The following is a 16,906-nucleotide window of genomic DNA, read 5'->3' on the forward strand; positions in this document are numbered from 1 at the left end:
ATCGGGCGCCGTCATGCCGGGTAACGGTCCAGATCGAGCGCGCCGGTGAAGGCGGTGGCGACCGGGCCGGTCATCAGGACATGGCCGTCCTCCCGCCACTCGATCACCAGGTCGCCGCCGGGCAGGGTCACGGTGGCGCGGCGCCCCGCCAGGCCGCGGCGGGCGGCATTGACCAGCGCGGCGCAGGCGCCGGAGCCGTAGGCGAGCGTCAGCCCGGCGCCGCGTTCCCAGACCGCAAGGCGAAGGTGGTCGGGGGAAAGGACCTGGACGAAGCCGATATTGGCCCGCTGCGGGAAGATCGGGTCGTGCTCCAGCGCCGGGCCGATGGTGGCGAGGTCGAGCGCGTCGAGGTCAGGCACGAAGAAGGTCGCGTGCGGGTTGCCCATGGAACAGGCGGCCGGATCGGCGACGCCGGCGGCCGAGAGCGGCAGGTGCAGCGTGTCCATGGCGCGGGCCAGCGGCACCTCCTGCCAACCGAGCCGGGCCGGGCCCATGTCGGCGCGCCAGAGGCCGCCCGACAGGCGCTCCACCGGCAGGTCACCGGCGATGGTGCGGACCACCACGCGATCGGCCCTGGTCTCGTCGGCGACCAGGCTGGCAATGCAGCGCGTCGCATTGCCGCAGGCCCCGGCCTCGGAGCCATCCGGGTTGCGGACGCGCATGAAGACGTCGGCGCCCTCCGTCCCCGGCTCCAGCAGGATGAACTGGTCGCAGCCGATCCCCCGGCGCCGGTCCGCGATGGCGGCGGCCCGGTCGGGGGTGATCGGCAGGTCGGTACGGCGCGCATCGAGGACGACGAAGTCGTTGCCCAGGCCGTGCATCTTGCGGAAGGGAACCATGTCGGGCGCAGGTATGCCCCGCCCGCCCCGGCAATCCAAGCCTGCCGGGCGCATGGGTGGGCGGCGCGGCGGCGCTGGTGTCCCGGCTCCGAAGTTTGCCGCCCCTGGCGGCGCTCTTCGGATCGCGCCACCAGCCCATGTTTTCAGTGGCCTGCTGGTCCGCTGGCTTCGCAGCCAGCGGCTGCGGAAGCCGCGGGCAGGACACTACCGCTTCAGCATCGATCCCAGCACGCCGCGCAGCACCGCATTGCCGATCTGCCGGCCCATGCTGCTGCCGACGCTGCGGGCGGCCGACTTGGCCATGGATTCCAGCGGGCTCTCCCGCCGGCCGCCGCCGCCGCTCAGCACGCTGCCGAGCACGTCCCCCAGCCACCGCCCTGGGCCGGCGGCGCCTGGCGGGAGGTCTGCGGGATGCGGGGGCTGCGCGGCGGCGGCGCCTCGGGCAGCGGGCGCGGCGGCAGCACGGCACCGCCCCAGGGATTGTCGCTGCGCACCGGCGCGGGGCCGGCCGGGGCGGTGCCCCAGGGGCCGGAGGCGGGCGCCGCATTCGTCCGGACGACCAGCCGCTCATAGGCGCTCTCGCGGTCGACCGCGGTGTCGTAATGGCCGGCCAGCGGGCTTTTCGCCATCAGCGCGCGGCGCTCCTCGGGCGTGACGGGGCCGATCCGGCCGCGCGGCGGGACGATGCGGGCCTGCTCGACCATGCTGGGCGAGCCATCGGCCTGCAGGGTGGAGACCAGAGCCTCCCCCACCGCCAAATGGGTGATGGCCTCCGCCACATTCAGTCGCGGGTTCGGCCGGAACGTGTCGGCGGCGGCGCGGACAGCCTTCTGCTCGGCCGGGGTGAAGGCGCGCAGCGCATGCTGCACCCGGTTGCCGAGCTGCCCCAGAACCGTCCCCGGCAGGTCGAGCGGGTTCTGCGTGACGAAATAGATTCCGACGCCCTTGGAGCGGATCAGCCGCACCACCTGCTCCACCTTCTCGGTCAGGGCGCGCGGCGCATCGCGGAACAGCAGGTGGGCCTCGTCGAAGAAGAAGACCAGCTTGGGCTTCTCCAGGTCGCCGACCTCGGGCAGTTCCTCGAACAGTTCCGACAGTAGCCAGAGCAGGAAGGTGGCGTAGAGCCGGGGGCTCTGGATCAGCTTGTCGGCGGCCAGCACGTTCACCGCGCCGCGGCCGTCCGGCGTCACCAGCATCAGGTCCTGCAGGGCCAGCGCCGGCTCGCCGAAAAACTGCTCGCCCCCGCCTGTTCCAGCACCAGCAGACGGCGCTGGATGGTGCCGATGGTGGTCTTGCTGACCTGGCCGTAATGGTCGCGCAGCTCCGCCGACCGTTCCGAGACATGGCCGAGGATGGCACGGAGGTCCTTGAAATCCAGCAGCAACAGCCCGTCATCGTCCGCCACCTTGAAGGCGATGTTGAGCACGCCCTCCTGGGTGTCGTTCAGCTCGAGCATGCGGGAGAGCAGCAGCGGCCCCATCTCGGCGACGGTGGCCCGCAGCGGGTGGCCCTGCTGGCCGAAGACGTCCCAGAAGATCGCCGGGGAGGCCTCGTAGGCGAAGTCGGTCACGCCGAGGTCGCGGGCGCGGGCTTCCAGCTTCGGGTTGGGCTTGCCCGGGACAGCGATGCCGGAGAGGTCGCCTTTGATGTCGGCGCAGAAGACCGGGACCCCGGCGCGGGAGAAGCCCTCGGCCATGGACTGCAGGGTCACGGTCTTGCCGGTGCCGGTGGCGCCGGCCACCAGCCCGTGCCGGTTGGCGCGGGAGAGCAGGAGCTCGCAGGGGCGGTCGCCCCGGCCGATCAGGATGCCATCCGCCATGCCCGCCGCCATGCCCGCCCCCATGCCTTCGCCTCGGCGCAGGATATACGGTGCCCCGCCGCCGCTTGCATCCCACCCGCCGCATGGCTATACGCCGCCCCTCTCCGCGCGCCGGTGCCTGTGTGGGCATGCCCGGCCGCGTCCCGCGTTCCCGTCCCGGGGGCGCCTTCCCGACCGAGGAGGTCCCAAATGCCCAAGATGAAGACGAAGTCTTCTGTGAAGAAGCGCTTCAAGGTTACCGCCACGGGCAAGGTGCTCGCCGGCCCCGGCAAGAAGCGCCATTGCCTGTCCGCCCGCTCCTCCAAGGTGAAGCGGCAGAACACCGGCACGCAGGTGCTGCGCCACCAGGACGGCCTCACTGTGATGCAGTGGGCCCCCTACGGTCTGGTCCGGTAAGGAGTAGCGCGCCATGGCACGTGTGAAGCGCGGCGTTACCGCCCACGCCCGTCACAAGAAGATCCTCAAGCTCGCCAAGGGCTATGTGGGTCGTTCCTCCACAGATTACCGTCCCGCGCTGCAGCGGGTCGAGAAGGCGCTGCAATACGCCTATCGCGACCGCCGCAACAAGAAGCGCGACTTCCGCGGCCTGTGGATCCAGCGGATCAACGCCGCCTGCCGCGAGCACGGGATGCCCTATTCCCACTTCATCGCCGGCATCAAGGCGGCGAACATCGACATCGACCGCAAGGTGATGGCGGCGATCGCCTTCGACGACCCGGCGAGCTTCGCCGCGCTGGTCGAGAAGGCCCGCGCCGCCCGTCCGGACCGTCACGCGCCCGCCAGCAAGGCGGCCTGACGACCCTCCCCTTCGGGGGGCTGTAGCTGCGCAGAAGGGCCGCTCCCGCCAGGGTGCGGCCTTTCGCATATCCGGGACCGGAGAGAATGAGCGACGCGACCAATCAGGGCGAGGAATTCGCCGCGCTGGAAGCCGAGACCGCGGCGCAGCTCGCCGCCGCCGCCGACCTGCGCGCCTGGGACGCGGTGCGCGTCGGCACGCTGGGCAAGAGCGGCACGCTGACCGGGCTGCTGAAGGGCCTCGGCCAGGTGCCGGCCGAGCAGCGGAAGGAACGCGGCGCCAGCCTGAACCGGCTGAAGGGCCGGCTGGAAGGGCTGATAGAGCGCCGCCGCACCGCGCTCGAGGAAGCCGCGCTCGAGGCGCGCCTCGGGGCCGAGCGGATGGACGTGACCCTGCCGCCGCGGCCGCATGCGCCGGGCGGCGAGGGTGGCATCCACCCGATCAGCCGGACGATGGAGGAACTGGTCGCGCTGTTCGGTGCCCAGGGCTTCGCGGTGGCCGAGGGCCCCGACATCGAGAGCGACTGGCTGAACTTCTCCGCCCTCAACATCCCCGAGCACCACCCGGCCCGGCAGGACCACGACACCTTCTACCTGCCGGCCGGCGCCGATGGCCGACGCCCAGTGCTGCGGACCCATACCTCCCCGGTGCAGGCCCGCACCATGCTGACCCAGGCGCCGCCGATCCGCGTCATCGTCCCCGGCCGCACCTGGCGGGCCGACCACGACGCGACGCATTCGCCGATGTTCCACCAGGTGGAAGGGCTGGTGATCGACCGCGGCATCACCCTCGGCCACCTCAAGGGCTGCCTGATCGACTTCCTGCGCGCCTTCTTCGGCATCTCCGACCTGCCGGTGCGCTTCCGCGCCAGCTACTTCCCATTCACGGAACCCAGCATGGAAGTCGACATCGGCTGGAACCGGAAGACCGGCGAGCTCGGCAAGGGCGGCGACTGGCTGGAGATCCTGGGCAGCGGCATGGTCCATCCGCGCGTGCTGGCCAATTGCGGCATCGACCCGCGGGAATGGCAGGGCTTCGCCTTCGGCATGGGGATCGAGCGCATCACCATGCTGAAGCACGGCATGCCCGACCTCCGGCCGTTCTACGAAAGCGACCTGCGCTGGCTGCGCCACTGGGCGACCGACCCGCTGGCCCCGCCATCCCTGGCGGAGGGTATCTGAGATGAAGTTCTCCCTCTCCTGGCTGAAGGCCCATCTCGAGACCGAGGCGCCGCTGGCCGAAATCCTCGCCGTGCTCAACCGCATCGGGCTGGAAGTGGAAGGCGTCGAGGATCGCGGCGCGTCGCTCGCCGCCTTCCGCATCGCCCGCGTGGTGGAGGCGGTGCAGCACCCGAATGCCGACCGGCTCCGCGCCCTGAAGGTCGATGCCGGCGACGGCACGCTGATCTCGGTCGTCTGCGGGGCGCCGAATGCCCGCACTGGGCTGGTCGGCGTGCTGGCCATGCCGGGCGACCATATCCCCGGCACCGGCATCACCCTCAAGGTCGGCGAGATCCGCGGCGTGAAGAGCGAGGGCATGATGTGCTCCGCCCGCGAGCTCGGCCTCGGCGACGACCACACCGGCATCATCGACCTGCCGGAGGACGCGCCGGTCGGCGAGAGCTACGTAAAGTATGCCGGGATGGACGACCCGGTGATCGAGATCAGCGTCACGCCGAACCGCGGCGATGCGCTCTCGGTCCACGGCGTCGCGCGCGACCTGGCGGCGGCGGGCCTCGGCCGGCTGAAGCCGCTGGTGAAGCCGAAGATCGAGAGCGTCTATCCCTCCCCCTCGCCTGGGAGATCGCCGACCCGCGCGCCTGCGACTTCGTCGTCGGCCGGGCCATCCGCGGCGTGAAGAACGGGCCCAGCCCGAAATGGCTGCAGGACCTGTTGGTCGCCATCGGCCAGCGGCCGATCAACGCCCTGGTCGACGTGACCAACCTCTACACCTTCGGCCTCGGCCGGCCGCTGCACGTCTTCGACGTCGCCAAGGTGAAGGGCAAGCGGCTGACCATGCGCATGGCGCGCGAGGGCGAGTCGCTGGCCGCGCTGAACGGCAAGACCTACGCGCTGACGGACCAGGACGGCATCATCGCCGACGAGTCCGGGCCGGAGGCGCTCGGCGGCATCATCGGCGGCGCGCCGACCGGCTGCGACGGGGGCACGGCCGAGGTCTTCATCGAATGCGCGCTCTTCGACCCGGTGCGCATCGCGCTGTCCGGCCGCCGGCATGACATCCGCACCGATGCGCGGGCGCGGTTCGAGCGCGGCGTGGACCTGGCGTTGCCGCGGCACGGCCTCGACCTCGCCACCTGGACCATCCAGGAGCTCTGCGGCGGCGAGGCGAGCGAGGTCTCGGCCGCCGGCACGGAGCCGGCCTGGCAGCGCGACGCGACGCTCCGCTTCGAGCGGCTGGCGGGCCTCGGCGGCGCCGATGTAGGGCCGGATCAGGCGGTCGGGATCCTCGAGCGGCTCGGCTTCGCGGTGAAGGCGCGCGACGCGGCGCAGGTGACGGTCGCGGTGCCGTCCTGGCGCAACGACATCGCGGGCAAGGGTGCCCTCGACCAGGACCCGTCCCTCCCGGCCGAGCGCGCCCGCGCCGCGGCCGAGGGCTGCGCCGCGGTCGAGCCCGAGGCGGACCTGGTGGAGGAGGTGCTGCGTATCCGCGGCCTCGACACCATCCCCGCCGTCTCGCTGCCCGTCGCGGGCATCGTCCCGCCGCCGGCGCTGACGCCGAAGCAGGTGCGCGCCGGGCTTGCCCGCCGCGTGCTGGCGGCGCGCGGCATGCTGGATTGCGTCAGCTTCGGCTTCCTCGAGCAGACGTCGGCGGCGCTGTTCGGCGAAACGCCTGAAGCGCTACGGCTGGTCAACCCGATCGCCGCCGACCTCGACCAGATGCGCCCGACGCCGGTCGCCAGCCTGGCCCTGGCCGCCGCCCGCAACGCCGCGCGCGGCTGGCCGGACGTGGCGCTGTCGGAACTCGGCGCGGCCTACCGTGATCCGTCCCCCACCGGGCAAGCTGCAGGTCGCGGCCGGCCTCCGCGCCGGGCATACGCCGAGGCACTGGGCGGAGGCCTCGCGCGCCGTCGATGCGATGGACGCCAAGGGCGATGCGCTGGCGGTCCTCGCCGCACTCGGCGTGCCGATGGCGGCCGTGACCGTCACCACCGATGCGCCGGGCTTCTACCACCCCGGCCGCAGCGGCGTGCTGCGGCAGGGGCCGAAGACGGTGCTGGCGACCTTTGGCGAGCTCCACCCGAAGGTCCGCGCCGCGCTCGATATCGCCGGCCCGGCGGTGGCCTTCGAGGTCTTCCTCGACGCCATCCCCGAGCCTAAGCGCCGGAAGAAGGGCGCCCCCGACCTGCCCGCCTTCCAGCCGCTGCGGCGCGACTTCGCCTTCCTGGTGGACGCGGCGGTGACGGCGGAGGCGGTGCTGCGCGCCGCGCGCGGCGCCGACAAGGCGCTGGTCACGGATGTGGCGCTGTTCGACCGCTATGCCGGCGACAAGCTGCCGGAGGGCAAGGTCAGCCTCGGCGTGCAGGTGACGCTGCAGCCGCGCGACGCCACGCTGACGGATGCGCAGATCGAGGCGGTGGCGGAGAAGATCGTCGCCGCCGTCACCAAGGCGACGGGTGCTTCGCTGCGGGCGTAGCAAGCAGCGGGGGAAGTATCCCCCCGCACCCCCTTCTATTTTTGTGAGTCCGCAGGTTGAACCTGCAAGCCCCCTACCCCGGCCGCGCGGCGGTCAGCCCGCCATCCACCACCAGATGCGTCGCCGTGATGTACTTCGCCTCGTCCGAGACGAAGAACAGCACCGCATGCGCGATGTCCCAGGCATCGCCCATCCGCCCGATCGGCACGCTGGCATGCCGCTTCGCCACCAGTGCCGCGGCATCGTTGGCGCCGAGCTGCTTGGCCAGCCGGTGCTCCACCAGCGGCGTGTGCATGGTGCCTGGCACCACGCAGTTCACCCGGATGCCCTTCTTGACGAAGGCAATCGCCGTCGAGCGGGTGAAGGCGATGACGCCGGCCTTCGACGCCGCATAGGCGACGTTGGTCCGCCCATCCACCTGATGGCTCAGGCAGGCGACGGAGGAGAGGTTCACCACCGCCCCGGCCCCCTGCCGCTCCATCACGGGCAAGACGTACTTGCAGCCGAGGAAGGCGGTCTTGAGGTTGTGGTCCATCTGGGCGTCCCAGACCTCCTCCGGCATCGTCACCGGGTCGCCGGGGGCGGAGCCGCCGACATTGTTCACCAGGATGTCGATGCGGCCGAAGCGGGCGAGGCAGTCCTCCACCGCCGCCTCCACCTCGGCGGCGACCGTCATGTTGACCGTGCGGGCGGCGCAGGTATTGCCCTCGCCCTCAATGATCGACTTTGTCTCGGCGACCGCGGCCGGGTTCAGGTCGACGCCGTAGACCTTGGCCCCCTGCCGCGCGAGCAGCACCGCGGTCGCCTTGCCGTTCCCCCAGCCCTCGCCGACCGAGCCCGCGCCGGCGACGAAGGCGACCTTGCCTGTCAGGTCCAGCATCTGCGTTTCCTCCCATGGATGCGTTGAACGCCAGCAAGCCGCGCCGCAATCGCAGGGGTCAAGGGGCCGCGGCACTGCTAGGACAGATCGACGACGGAGAGCAGGCAGTTGGACGAGCGGGGCGGCTTCACGCGGCAGGGCGTCAGGCGCGGGATGCAGGCGGCGCTGGCCATCACCCTCGGCCTCTCGCCCTTCGGCCTGGTGGTCGGGATGACCTCGGACGGCGTCGGCCTGTCACTCGCCGAGACCCTGCTGATGAGCGGCCTGGTCTTCGCAGGTACCAGCCAGCTGGTGGCGCTGCAGCTCTGGGCCGACCCGGCGCCGATCCTCGCCACCAGCCTCGCCTGCCTGGTGATCAACCTGCGCCTGGCGCCGATGGGCGCGGCGCTGGCCCCGGTGCTGGACCGCACGCGCGGCATCCGGCTCTGGGGCACGCTGATGCTGCTGGTGGACAATTCCTTCGCCCTGGCGATCGCCGAGCTGCGGGCCGGGCGGCGCGATGCCGGCTACCTCTTCGGCGCCGGCTTTGGGATGTGGCTGAACTGGATGGTGATGATCACCATCGGCCACGTCTTCGGCAATGCGCTGCGGCTGCCGGCCGGGCATCCGGTCTTCTTTGCCTCCTCCGCCGCGGTGCTCGCCCTGCTGGTGCAGCTCTGGCGTGGCCGGTCGGAGCTGCAGCCCTGGATCCTCGCCGGGGCCGCGGCGGTGGTGGTGCAGGGGCTGGGGCTCGGCGCGCCCTGGCCGGTGCTGGCGGGCGCCTTCGCCGGGGCCGGCTTCGGCGCTTGGCGCGACACGCGGGGCCGGGCATGACGCTGCGTCGCGCCGGAGGCGCGCCATGACGCTCCGGTGGGACGTCCTCGCCGCCATCCTCGGCATGGCGCTGGCAAGCTACATCTGTCGCGCCGGCGGCTATGCGGTGCTGCGGGTGACGCGCCCGCCGCCCTTCGTCCAGGCCATGCTGCAGCACCTGCCCGGCTGCATCTTCGTCGCCTTCCTGGCGCCGGCCTTCCTTTCCGCCGGCTGGGCGACGGTGGCGGCCGGCGCGGTGGTGCTGCTGGTGCAGGCCCGGCTCCGCAAGCTGGCGGTCTCGATTCTTGCCGGCGTCGGCACGCTCTGGCTGCTGCGGATGGCGGGGATCCAATGACGCGCCCCGATGGCTGGCGCGCCCCAGGCGCGGCGGCCTGAAGCGGGCCGCCAGGCCGTCAGGTCGCGCTCACCCGGTCTCCACCCTTTCGCCCGGCCCGGGGTCCTATTGCGCGGCCTGGGCGGCGTCCGGGTCGGGCGCGCGGTCCGGTGCGCGTTCCACCATCACCATCGGCTGCGGCCGGGGGATGACGATGCCTCTCTCGGCGAAGCGGATCTTGATGCGACGGTTGAACTCCCGCACCACCGGCCAGCGCGAGGCAGGCTCGGTCTTCACCCGGGCGCGGATGCTCACGCCGTTGTCGGCCAGCTTGTCGACGCCCCAGACATCGATGTCGTCGCGGATCAGCGGCTTCCACTTGGCCTCGGCCCTGATCTCGGCGCCGATCTCCTTCAGCGTGTTCACCACCAGGTCGGTGTCTTCGGTATAGGCCACGGTCACGTCGAGCACCGCGAAGGCGAAGTCGCGGGTCTGGTTGGTCACCGTGGTCACCGCGCTGAACGGGACGATGTGGACGCTGCCATCGGTCGCCCGCAGCTTGATGGAGCGGATCGACAGGTGCTCCACCACCCCGGTCAGCCCGCCGAGCGTCACCACGTCGCCGACCGCGACCGCATCCTCCAGCAGCAGGAAGACGCCGGTGATGACGTCCCGCACCAGGGTCTGCGAGCCGAAGCCGATGGCGAGGCCGACGACGCCGGCGCCGGCCAGCAGCGGCGCCACATTCAGCCCGAGCTGGGCCAGCGCGTTCAGCACCACCACCACCGTGATCACCGCCCCCAGCACGGTCCGCAGCATCGGCAGCAGGGTGCGGACCCGGGCGCTGCGCGCCGCATGCGAATCCCGGGCGATGCGGGTCAGCCGGCGCTGGATCGCGGAATTCGCCACCTCCCACACCACCAGCCCGATGAGCAGCGTGGTGGCGATCGAGAGCAGCGTGTCCACCAGCCGGCGGCCCAGCGTGCCCGGGTCGAACCAGTCGAGGCTGTCGAGCCCCCAGGTCTCCAGCAGCAGGATCACCGCGCCGAAGCCGAGCAGGGCGGAGACGACGCTCTTCAGCAGCGGCACGTATTGCGCCGCGCGGGCGGCGAGGCCGGGGAAGCGCCTGGCCATCTCCGGCCCCGGATGCAGCACCCGGTCCATCGCCCAGCCGATCGCCTCGTCCAGCGCCTTGGCGCCGCCGACGATCAGCACGGTCAGCACGGTGCCGACCAGCAGCTGGCGGATGCCGTTCTCCACCGCCAGCGCCCAGATCACCCAGGAGGCGACGAGCCAGAGGATGACCACGACGTGCCAGACCTCGGCCAGCCGGTCGCGGGTGGCGCGCAGCATCAGCCGCGTGCCGGTCGCCGCCTCCCCGGCGGCAGCGGGCCGGCCTGCAGGAAGGCCGCCACCGCCTCCCGCTGCTGCAGCACGATGCGGGCCAGCAGCAGGGAGATGATCAGCAGAGTCGGGTTCAGGATGGCGTCGTAGGCCGACCAGGGCAGGCCGAGCAGCAGCCCGGCCTCGGCCAGGGTGTAGCCGCCGACGCCCACCAGCATGAGCCGGCGCAGCCAGCGGATGCCGGCCCGGGCGGCGGCATCCGAGGAGGATCAACCGCAGGTGGTTGGAAGCGGGCGAGAGGAACATGCGGGCCAGGGCGAAGGCCGCCCGCGCCGCCATATAGGCATTCGCCATCATCAGCCCGACCAGCCGCGTGGTCGGCAGCGGCTGCAGCAGGCCGAACAGGCCATAGACCGCCAGGCCGAAGCCGAAGATCGGCAACAGGTCGAGCAGCAGCCGGCCGAGTACCAGCGGCACCCGCTTCAGCCAGGTCCAGGGCGTGCCGTTGGCTGGCGGCGCCGCGGCGTCCAGCCACTGCCGTGGCCGGCCCACGGCGCGCACCACCGCCCATTCGGCAATCAGGCCGAGGCCAAGCAGCAGCAGCAGCTTCCAGGCGGCATCGATCAGCCGGGTCTGCGAAACCGGGTCGCGCAGCAGGTTGGCGGTGGCGGCCCAGAGCGCCGGCAGGTCGGCCATGGAGCGGATCGATGCGACCAGCCCCTCGGACAGCCCGGCGACCCGGCCGGACAGCCCGGACAGCAGCTGGGCGCCGAGGGTATCCGGCGCGATCAGCGGCTCGGCCTCGGGCTTGGCCGGGGCTGCGGCGGCGGCCGGAGGCGGGCTGGGCGGCGGCGTCGCCTCGGCGCCCTCGGCAGCCGGGGCCGCCATGGCCGGGGCGGGGGCCGGGCCGGAAGGCGGCGTCGCGGCCGCCCGGGATGGCTCGGCGCCAGCGGGATTGGCAGCCGGATTGTGGGCGGGGCGGGCCTGGCCGGCGCGGCCGGCGGCGGCCAGCGCCTCGAGGGTGCGGAGGAACTCGGCCCGGCGCGCATCGTCGCGCAGCAGCGCGGTCACCCGGTCGAGATCGGCCTGGCTCAGCCCACGCGTGGGCGATTGCGCCGTGGGCGCCGGCTGCGCCGCGACGGGCGCGGCCGCCAGCAGCAGGGCGAGGCAAAGGGCAAGCGGGTGCCGGAGGGTGCGGAGGATGGTCATGTGCGCCGCAGCAACCCCATTGCGGCCCGCCCGGTCAAGGGTGGCGTTGCCGGAGGGCGCGGCCGGGCACCCCCAGCAGGGGCCCACGGCATTGCGGTTTCGCCCGGGACGTCTAGATGCGTCCCATGAAAACGGTTCTCACCATCCTGGTCGGCATCGCCATGCTGGCCACCCTCGGGGTCATGCTGGCCGGCATGCTGGGCATGGTCCGGTCGGACGGGAACGCCGAGCGCTCCAACACGCTGATGCGATGGCGCGTGGTGCTGCAGGGCGTGACGCTGGCGCTGTTCGCCCTGCTGCTGCTCGTCATGCGGCACTGAACGGGGCCGGCCGGCGGGCGTTTTGACGGCCCAAGCCGCGCCGCCCTATTTTGCCGCGGGTTTGCGCTAGCGACCGGTTGCCCCTCGGCACCGCCACGCCTCGCGCCGGAGACCAACCCGGGACCTGACGGCGGGTCGCGGGACACAGCAACAACTGCGCAGGAAACGGCAGAGTCGATGAAGCTCCTCGTCCCGGTCAAGCGGGTGGTCGACTACAACGTGAAGGTCCGCGTGAAGGCGGACGGCACGGGCGTCGAGACCGCCAACGTCAAGATGTCGATGAACCCCTTCGACGAGATCGCGGTCGAGGAAGCGGTGCGCCTCAAGGAAAAGGGCGTCGCGACCGAGATCATCGCGGTCTCGGCCGGCCCCGCGGCATGCCAGGAGCAGCTCCGCACCGCGCTCGCCATGGGCGCCGACCGCGGCATCCTGATCGAGCATGACGGCGTGCTGGAGCCGCTCGCGGTGGCCAAGCTGCTGAAGGCGGTGATCGGCAAGGAGAGCCCGGACCTCGTCATCCTTGGCAAGCAGGCGATCGACGACGACATGAACGCCACCGGCCAGATGCTGGCGGCGCTGATGGGCTGGCCGCAGGGCACCTATGCCAGCAAGGTCGAGGCCGCCGATGGCGGGCTGACCGTGACCCGCGAGGTCGATGGCGGGCTCGAGCGGCTGCAGCTGAAGCTGCCGGCCATCGTCACCACCGACCTGCGGCTGAACGAGCCGCGCTACGCCTCCCTGCCCAACATCATGAAGGCGCGGAAGAAGCCGATCGAGACGGTGAAGCCGGCCGATCTCGGCGTCGACGTCGCGCCGCGCCTGACCGTGCTGAAGGTCGAGGAGCCGCCGAAGCGCCAGGCTGGCAAGAAGGTCGGCTCGGTGCAGGAGCTGGTCGAGAAGCTGCGCAACGAAGCGAAGGTGATCTGAGATGGCCGTTCTCGTCCTCGTCGACCACGACGGTTCGACGGTCGCGCAGCCGACCCGCAGCGCGGTAGCGGCGGCGCAGAAGCTGGGTGAGGTGCACGCGCTGGTGCTCGGCCCCAAGGCCGTGGCCGAGGCGGCGGCGCAGATCGCCGGCGTCGCCAAGGTGCTGCATTCCGATGCCGAGATCTACGCGCACGGGTTGGCGGAGCCGACCGCGGCGCTGCTGGTCGCCATGGCGCCGAACTACTCCCACCTGCTGGCCCCGGCCTCGGCCGCCGGCAAGAACGTCATGCCGCGCGCCGCGGCGCTGCTCGACGTGCAGGTGATCTCCGACATCGCCGGCGTGGTGGATGCCGATACCTTCGTCCGGCCGATCTATGCCGGCAACGCGATGGCGACCGTGAAGTCGGCCGACCCGAAGAAGGTCATCACGGTCCGCGCCGCGAGCTTCGACCCGGTGCCCGCGACCGGGGGCAGCGCCGCGGTCGAGGCGGCGCCGGCGGCGGAAGACCCCGGCGTCTCCACCTTCCTCGGCGCCGAGATCGTCAAGTCCGAGCGGCCGGAGCTGACGGCCGCGAAGATCGTCGTCTCCGGCGGCCGTGCCATGGGCAGCTCGGAGAATTTCCACATCATCGAGAGCGTCGCCGACAAGCTCGGCGCCGCGGTCGGCGCCTCCCGCGCCGCGGTCGATGCCGGCTATGCGCCGAACGACCACCAGGTCGGCCAGACCGGCAAGATCGTCGCGCCGGAGCTCTACATCGCCGTCGGCATCTCGGGTGCCATCCAGCACCTGGCCGGCATGAAGGACAGCAAGGTCATCGTCGCCATCAACAAGGACGAGGAGGCGCCGATCTTCTCGGTGGCCGATTACGGCCTGGTCGGCGACCTGTTCAAGGTGATGCCGGAATTCGAGGCCGAGCTCGGCAAGAAGTAGGCTGGCTGGTGACGAACGGGGCCGCCCGACGCCGCGCGCGTCCGGCGGCCTTTTTCTTGCGGGGTGGATGGATATGGCGGACGTGCAGAAACTCGGCGTGATCGGCGCTGGCCTGATGGGCAACGGCATCGCGCATGTGGCGGCGCTGGCGGGCATCCCCGTCGCCCTGGTGGACGTGAACCCGGCGGCGCTGGAGAAGGCTCTGGGGACGATCACCAAGAACCTCGAGCGGCAGACGACGCGCGGCAACATCCCCGACGGCGCCAAGGAAGCGGCGCTGGCGCGGATCACCACCGGCACCGAATACGCCGCCTTCGCCGATTGCGACCTGGTGATTGAGGCGGCGACCGAGAACGAGGAGATCAAGAAGAAGATCTTCGCGTCACTCTGCCCGACCCTGAAGCCGGGGGCGATGATCGCCTCCAACACCTCCTCCATCCCCATCACGCGGCTCGGTGCCGCGACCGACCGTCCGGGCCGGTTCATCGGCATGCACTTCTTCAACCCCGTGCCGATGATGAAGCTGGTGGAGGTCATCCGCGGCCTGGCCACCGAGGACGCGACGGCCGCGGCGGTGACCGCGCTCGCCGAGCGGATGGGCAAGACCGTGGTGGCGGCGGCCGACTATCCCGGCTTCGTCGTCAACCGCATCCTCTGCCCCATGCTGAACGAGGCGATCTTCGCGCTGATGGAAGGCGTCGGCGACGTGCGCTCGATCGACGAGGGCATGAAGCTCGGCGCAAACCACCCGATGGGGCCGCTGGAACTGTCCGACTTCGTCGGGCTGGACACACTGTACAGCGTGCTGAAGGTGCTGCACGACGGGCTGGGCGACCCGAAATACCGCCCCTGCCCGCTGCTGGCGAAGTATGTCGAGGCCGGCTGGCTCGGGCGGAAGTCGGGCAAGGGGTTCTACGACTACAGCACCACGCCGCCGACGCCGACGCGGTAGAAGGCTGGGGAGAAGGTATTCTCCCCAGACCCCTCATCTATTTTTGTGACTCTGGCACCCGCCAGGTGGCGAAGGAGGGGCTGCCTAGCCCTCCCCGGGCGTCAGCCCTGGGTCTTCAGGAAGGCCAGCAGGTCGTTCAGCTGCTGCTCGTTCTTCAGGCCGGGATAGGACATCGACCCGCTGGGCAGCAGCGCCTTGGGGTTGGCGATGTAGCCGCGCAGCGTCGCCTCGTCCCAGGTCAGGCCCTCGGCGGCCTTCTCCTTCAGGTTCGCCGAATAGCGGAAGCCTTCGATCGTCCCCGCCTTGCGGCCGACGATGCCATGCAGGTTCGGGCCGACGCCGTTCTTCCCGCCGGCCTCGATGCTGTGGCAGGCGCGGCACTGGTTGAACACGCGCTTTCCCGCCTCCGCATCCTGCGCCGCCGCCGGCAGCGCGGTGCCGAGCGCGAGGGCGGCGGCGATGGCAAGGGGGCGATGCGGGTCATGCTGCGTCTCCGGCCGTTGGGGCTCGCGCTTCGAATGAGAGCGCCCCCGCGATCCGTCAACCCCAGGGGTTGCGCCGCCCCGCGCCCCAGGGGGACACCGCCGAGCCTCCCCAGGGGCCGCGTACCGGCGCCGCCGGCGGTGCCATGGCCAGCAGCCGGCGGATGCGCTCCTCGGTCGGCGGATGGGTGGTGAACAGGCTGTCGAGGCGCAGCCCCGAGAGCGGGTTGACGATGAACATATGGGCGCTGGCCGGATGCGCCTCGGCAGTCGGGTTGACGATGCCCTGCTTGTAGCGCTCGAGCTTCGCCAGCCCCTCGGCCAGGCCGCGCGGGTCGCCGCTGATCTCGGCGCCGAGCCGGTCTGCCTCGTATTCGCGCGACCGGCTGATCGCCATCTGCACCAGCATGGCGGCGATCGGTCCCACCACCATCAGCAGCAATGCGCCGATCGGGCCGAAGGGGTTGCGCCCGCCATCCTCCCGCCTTCCGCCGAACAGGAAGCCGAATTGCGCCAGCATGCCGATCGCCCCCGCCAAGGTCGCGGTAACGGTCATGATCAGCGTGTCGCGGTGCCTGATATGCGCCAGCTTCATGCGCGACGACGCCGGCCACCTCCTGCTCCGACATCAGGTCCAGCAGGCCGGTATTCACCGCCACCGCGGCATTCTCCGGGTTGCGGCCGGTGGCGAAGGCGTTCGGCTGGTCCTCGTGGATCACGTAGAGCGCCGGCATCGGCAGCCCGGCCCGGCGGGCCAGCCCCTCGACCAGGGCGAACAGCCGCGGCGCCTCCGCTGGGGTGATCGGCTGGGCATTGTGCATCGACAGCACCACCCGGTCGCTGTTCCACCAGGCCCAGAGATTGGTGCCGCAGGCCATCAGGAAGGCGATCACCATCCCCTGCTGGCCGCCCAGCACCCAGCCGATGCCGATGAACAGCGCGGTCAGGCCGGCGAGCAGCACCGCCGTGCGGAAATACCCTTCCATGTATCCCGTCCCTTTTTATGCCGGAGCCGGGCCCTTTGCCCCGCGTTGGGGGTGGCGCGACCCCGCCCCGAGACCCCAGATGATAACCATGACCCAGACCCGACAAGGGGCCGCGACGGCCGCTCCCGCTGCCCTCGAAGCCCAGGTGCCGATCTCGCCGGACATGCCACCGAGCCCGGTCCCGCCGATCCCGCCGCCGCCGCCAGGCCCCGACCTGCCGGAGGTGCCGGTCGAGGACCCGACCGGGCCGGACACGCCGCTGCCCGGCGACCCGAATCCCACCCCGCCGGCGACCCGCCGAGCGAGGCGCCGGTGCGGATGCGGCCGCTGCCGCCCGAGATCGGCGGCCCGGCCGGGCCGGAGCCGACCCGCTACGGCGATTGGGAGCGGAAGGGCCGGGTCAGCGATTTCTGACCCGCGACTCGGGCTGCGCGCCCGAGTCGCCGAGGGACCGGAGCGGGAACGGATTTGCGCCTGCCGCCAGGGTCTTCCTACCAGGGTTTGTGGCCAGCGGAGCGGCCCGGCGGCGCGGCCGGTGTCAGCGATCTGTTCGCGCGACTCGGGCCAAGCCGCTGATCTGCCCGGCCATGCTCAGCTGGCCCCAGGCGCCATGTTCGCGCCTTGTTTCAAAACGCGCCCCG

16 protein-coding genes and 3 pseudogenes are annotated in these 16,906 nt (G+C 71.6%); 11 read left to right on the plus strand and 8 right to left on the minus strand.

Annotation, left to right across the window (positions count from 1 at the left end; all coding sequences use genetic code 11):
- Positions 1–11: 11 nt before the first annotated feature.
- From dapF to ACQ86J_RS12775, 3 genes and pseudogenes are all read right to left on the minus strand, one after another.
- Positions 12–839, minus strand: coding sequence for a diaminopimelate epimerase (dapF, locus tag ACQ86J_RS12765; protein WP_431271392.1), 828 nt, complete (start codon positions 837–839; stop codon positions 12–14).
- A gap of 204 nt (positions 840–1,043) precedes the next feature.
- A complete protein-coding gene (locus ACQ86J_RS12770) occupies positions 1,044–1,199 on the minus strand; it encodes a hypothetical protein (RefSeq protein WP_431271393.1) in 156 nt (51 codons plus the stop codon).
- Positions 1,181–2,682, minus strand: a pseudogene (locus ACQ86J_RS12775) (helicase HerA-like domain-containing protein). Before ACQ86J_RS12775 ends, ACQ86J_RS12770 begins: the two are co-directional and overlap by 19 nt.
- Positions 2,683–2,847: 165 nt before the next feature.
- Here ACQ86J_RS12775 and rpmI point away from each other — a divergent pair.
- The 4 genes and pseudogenes from rpmI (at position 2,848) to pheT (ending at position 7,108) form a co-directional block, all read left to right on the plus strand.
- The gene (rpmI, locus tag ACQ86J_RS12780; RefSeq protein ID WP_133291685.1) at positions 2,848–3,054 is read left to right on the plus strand and encodes a 50S ribosomal protein L35; all 207 of its coding nucleotides are present in this window, start codon (positions 2,848–2,850) and stop codon (positions 3,052–3,054) included.
- A gap of 13 nt (positions 3,055–3,067) precedes the next feature.
- On the plus strand, positions 3,068–3,454 hold the full coding sequence (gene rplT / locus ACQ86J_RS12785; RefSeq protein WP_431271394.1) for a 50S ribosomal protein L20: 387 nt from the start codon (positions 3,068–3,070) through the stop codon (positions 3,452–3,454).
- 86 nt (positions 3,455–3,540) lie between these two features.
- The gene (gene pheS / locus ACQ86J_RS12790; RefSeq protein WP_431271395.1) at positions 3,541–4,635 is read left to right on the plus strand and encodes a phenylalanine--tRNA ligase subunit alpha; all 1,095 of its coding nucleotides are present in this window, start codon (positions 3,541–3,543) and stop codon (positions 4,633–4,635) included.
- Position 4,636: 1 nt separating this feature from the next.
- Positions 4,637–7,108 (plus strand): annotated as a pseudogene (gene pheT / locus ACQ86J_RS12795) (phenylalanine--tRNA ligase subunit beta).
- 73 nt (positions 7,109–7,181) lie between these two features.
- On the opposite strand, the gene ACQ86J_RS12800 reads toward pheT, so the two are convergent.
- The gene (locus ACQ86J_RS12800; RefSeq protein ID WP_431271396.1) at positions 7,182–7,988 is read right to left on the minus strand and encodes an SDR family NAD(P)-dependent oxidoreductase; all 807 of its coding nucleotides are present in this window, start codon (positions 7,986–7,988) and stop codon (positions 7,182–7,184) included.
- A 108-nt stretch (positions 7,989–8,096) separates the two neighbouring features.
- Between ACQ86J_RS12800 and ACQ86J_RS12805 the strand changes: the two genes are divergently transcribed.
- Positions 8,097–8,801 carry an AzlC family ABC transporter permease gene (locus ACQ86J_RS12805; protein WP_431271397.1) on the plus strand — a complete coding sequence of 235 codons (705 nt, stop codon included), beginning with the start codon at positions 8,097–8,099 and terminating at the stop codon, positions 8,799–8,801.
- Between the two features lie 25 nt (positions 8,802–8,826).
- Positions 8,827–9,135: an AzlD family protein gene (locus tag ACQ86J_RS12810; protein WP_431271398.1), complete on the plus strand. Its 309-nt coding sequence runs from the start codon at positions 8,827–8,829 to the stop codon at positions 9,133–9,135.
- A 105-nt stretch (positions 9,136–9,240) separates the two neighbouring features.
- Here the strand turns inward: ACQ86J_RS12810 and ACQ86J_RS12815 are convergent, their stop codons facing one another.
- Positions 9,241–11,667 carry a mechanosensitive ion channel family protein gene (locus ACQ86J_RS12815; protein ID WP_431271399.1) on the minus strand — a complete coding sequence of 809 codons (2,427 nt, stop codon included), beginning with the start codon at positions 11,665–11,667 and terminating at the stop codon, positions 9,241–9,243.
- A gap of 125 nt (positions 11,668–11,792) precedes the next feature.
- On the opposite strand from ACQ86J_RS12815, the gene ACQ86J_RS12820 reads away from it, so the two are divergent.
- From ACQ86J_RS12820 to ACQ86J_RS12835, 4 genes are all read left to right on the plus strand, one after another.
- Complete coding sequence (locus tag ACQ86J_RS12820) at positions 11,793–11,987, plus strand: twin transmembrane helix small protein (protein ID WP_431271400.1); 195 nt, start codon at positions 11,793–11,795, stop codon at positions 11,985–11,987.
- Between the two features lie 177 nt (positions 11,988–12,164).
- Positions 12,165–12,914: an electron transfer flavoprotein subunit beta/FixA family protein gene (locus tag ACQ86J_RS12825; protein WP_431271401.1), complete on the plus strand. Its 750-nt coding sequence runs from the start codon at positions 12,165–12,167 to the stop codon at positions 12,912–12,914.
- Position 12,915: 1 nt separating this feature from the next.
- Positions 12,916–13,845, plus strand: a complete 930-nt coding sequence (locus ACQ86J_RS12830) for an electron transfer flavoprotein subunit alpha/FixB family protein (RefSeq protein ID WP_431271402.1) — start codon at positions 12,916–12,918, stop codon at positions 13,843–13,845.
- Between the two features lie 73 nt (positions 13,846–13,918).
- Positions 13,919–14,797 (plus strand): 3-hydroxybutyryl-CoA dehydrogenase, encoded by an 879-nt coding sequence (locus tag ACQ86J_RS12835; protein ID WP_431272388.1) that lies wholly within the window; start codon positions 13,919–13,921, stop codon positions 14,795–14,797.
- Between the two features lie 101 nt (positions 14,798–14,898).
- On the opposite strand, the gene ACQ86J_RS12840 is transcribed toward ACQ86J_RS12835, so the two are convergent.
- The 3 genes and pseudogenes from ACQ86J_RS12840 to ACQ86J_RS12850 all read right to left on the minus strand — a co-directional run.
- Entirely contained in the window at positions 14,899–15,189 is a 291-nt protein-coding gene (locus ACQ86J_RS12840) for a c-type cytochrome (protein ID WP_431271403.1), read from the minus strand.
- Between the two features lie 148 nt (positions 15,190–15,337).
- Positions 15,338–15,874, minus strand: coding sequence for a M48 family metalloprotease (locus tag ACQ86J_RS12845; RefSeq protein WP_431271404.1), 537 nt, complete (start codon positions 15,872–15,874; stop codon positions 15,338–15,340).
- A gap of 49 nt (positions 15,875–15,923) precedes the next feature.
- Positions 15,924–16,265, minus strand: a pseudogene (locus ACQ86J_RS12850) (M48 family metalloprotease); the annotation flags it as partial.
- A 318-nt stretch (positions 16,266–16,583) separates the two neighbouring features.
- Between ACQ86J_RS12850 and ACQ86J_RS12855 the strand changes: the two are divergent.
- Positions 16,584–16,679 (plus strand): DUF1674 domain-containing protein, encoded by a 96-nt coding sequence (locus tag ACQ86J_RS12855; RefSeq protein WP_431271405.1) that lies wholly within the window; start codon positions 16,584–16,586, stop codon positions 16,677–16,679.
- The last annotated feature ends 227 nt before the right edge of the window (positions 16,680–16,906 follow it).

The sequence above is a fragment of the Dankookia sp. P2 genome (assembly GCF_050632255.1).
Lineage (GTDB): Bacteria > Pseudomonadota > Alphaproteobacteria > Acetobacterales > Acetobacteraceae > Paracraurococcus.

What these genes read in the sequence shown, in the direction of transcription:
- ACQ86J_RS12810 (WP_431271398.1), top strand. Translation starts at nt 8,827, where the DNA reads ATGACGCTCCGGTGGGACGTCCTCGCCGCCATCCTCGGCATGGCGCTG.
- ACQ86J_RS12845 (WP_431271404.1), bottom strand. Translation starts at nt 15,874, where the DNA reads ATGAAGCTGGCGCATATCAGGCACCGCGACACGCTGATCATGACCGTT.
- ACQ86J_RS12820 (WP_431271400.1), top strand. Translation starts at nt 11,793, where the DNA reads ATGAAAACGGTTCTCACCATCCTGGTCGGCATCGCCATGCTGGCCACC.
- ACQ86J_RS12830 (WP_431271402.1), top strand. Translation starts at nt 12,916, where the DNA reads ATGGCCGTTCTCGTCCTCGTCGACCACGACGGTTCGACGGTCGCGCAG.
- dapF (WP_431271392.1), bottom strand. Translation starts at nt 839, where the DNA reads ATGGTTCCCTTCCGCAAGATGCACGGCCTGGGCAACGACTTCGTCGTC.
- ACQ86J_RS12815 (WP_431271399.1), bottom strand. Translation starts at nt 11,667, where the DNA reads ATGACCATCCTCCGCACCCTCCGGCACCCGCTTGCCCTTTGCCTCGCC.
- rplT (WP_431271394.1), top strand. Translation starts at nt 3,068, where the DNA reads ATGGCACGTGTGAAGCGCGGCGTTACCGCCCACGCCCGTCACAAGAAG.
- ACQ86J_RS12800 (WP_431271396.1), bottom strand. Translation starts at nt 7,988, where the DNA reads ATGCTGGACCTGACAGGCAAGGTCGCCTTCGTCGCCGGCGCGGGCTCG.
- ACQ86J_RS12835 (WP_431272388.1), top strand. Translation starts at nt 13,919, where the DNA reads ATGGCGGACGTGCAGAAACTCGGCGTGATCGGCGCTGGCCTGATGGGC.
- ACQ86J_RS12825 (WP_431271401.1), top strand. Translation starts at nt 12,165, where the DNA reads ATGAAGCTCCTCGTCCCGGTCAAGCGGGTGGTCGACTACAACGTGAAG.
- pheS (WP_431271395.1), top strand. Translation starts at nt 3,541, where the DNA reads ATGAGCGACGCGACCAATCAGGGCGAGGAATTCGCCGCGCTGGAAGCC.
- rpmI (WP_133291685.1), top strand. Translation starts at nt 2,848, where the DNA reads ATGCCCAAGATGAAGACGAAGTCTTCTGTGAAGAAGCGCTTCAAGGTT.
- ACQ86J_RS12855 (WP_431271405.1), top strand. Translation starts at nt 16,584, where the DNA reads ATGCGGCCGCTGCCGCCCGAGATCGGCGGCCCGGCCGGGCCGGAGCCG.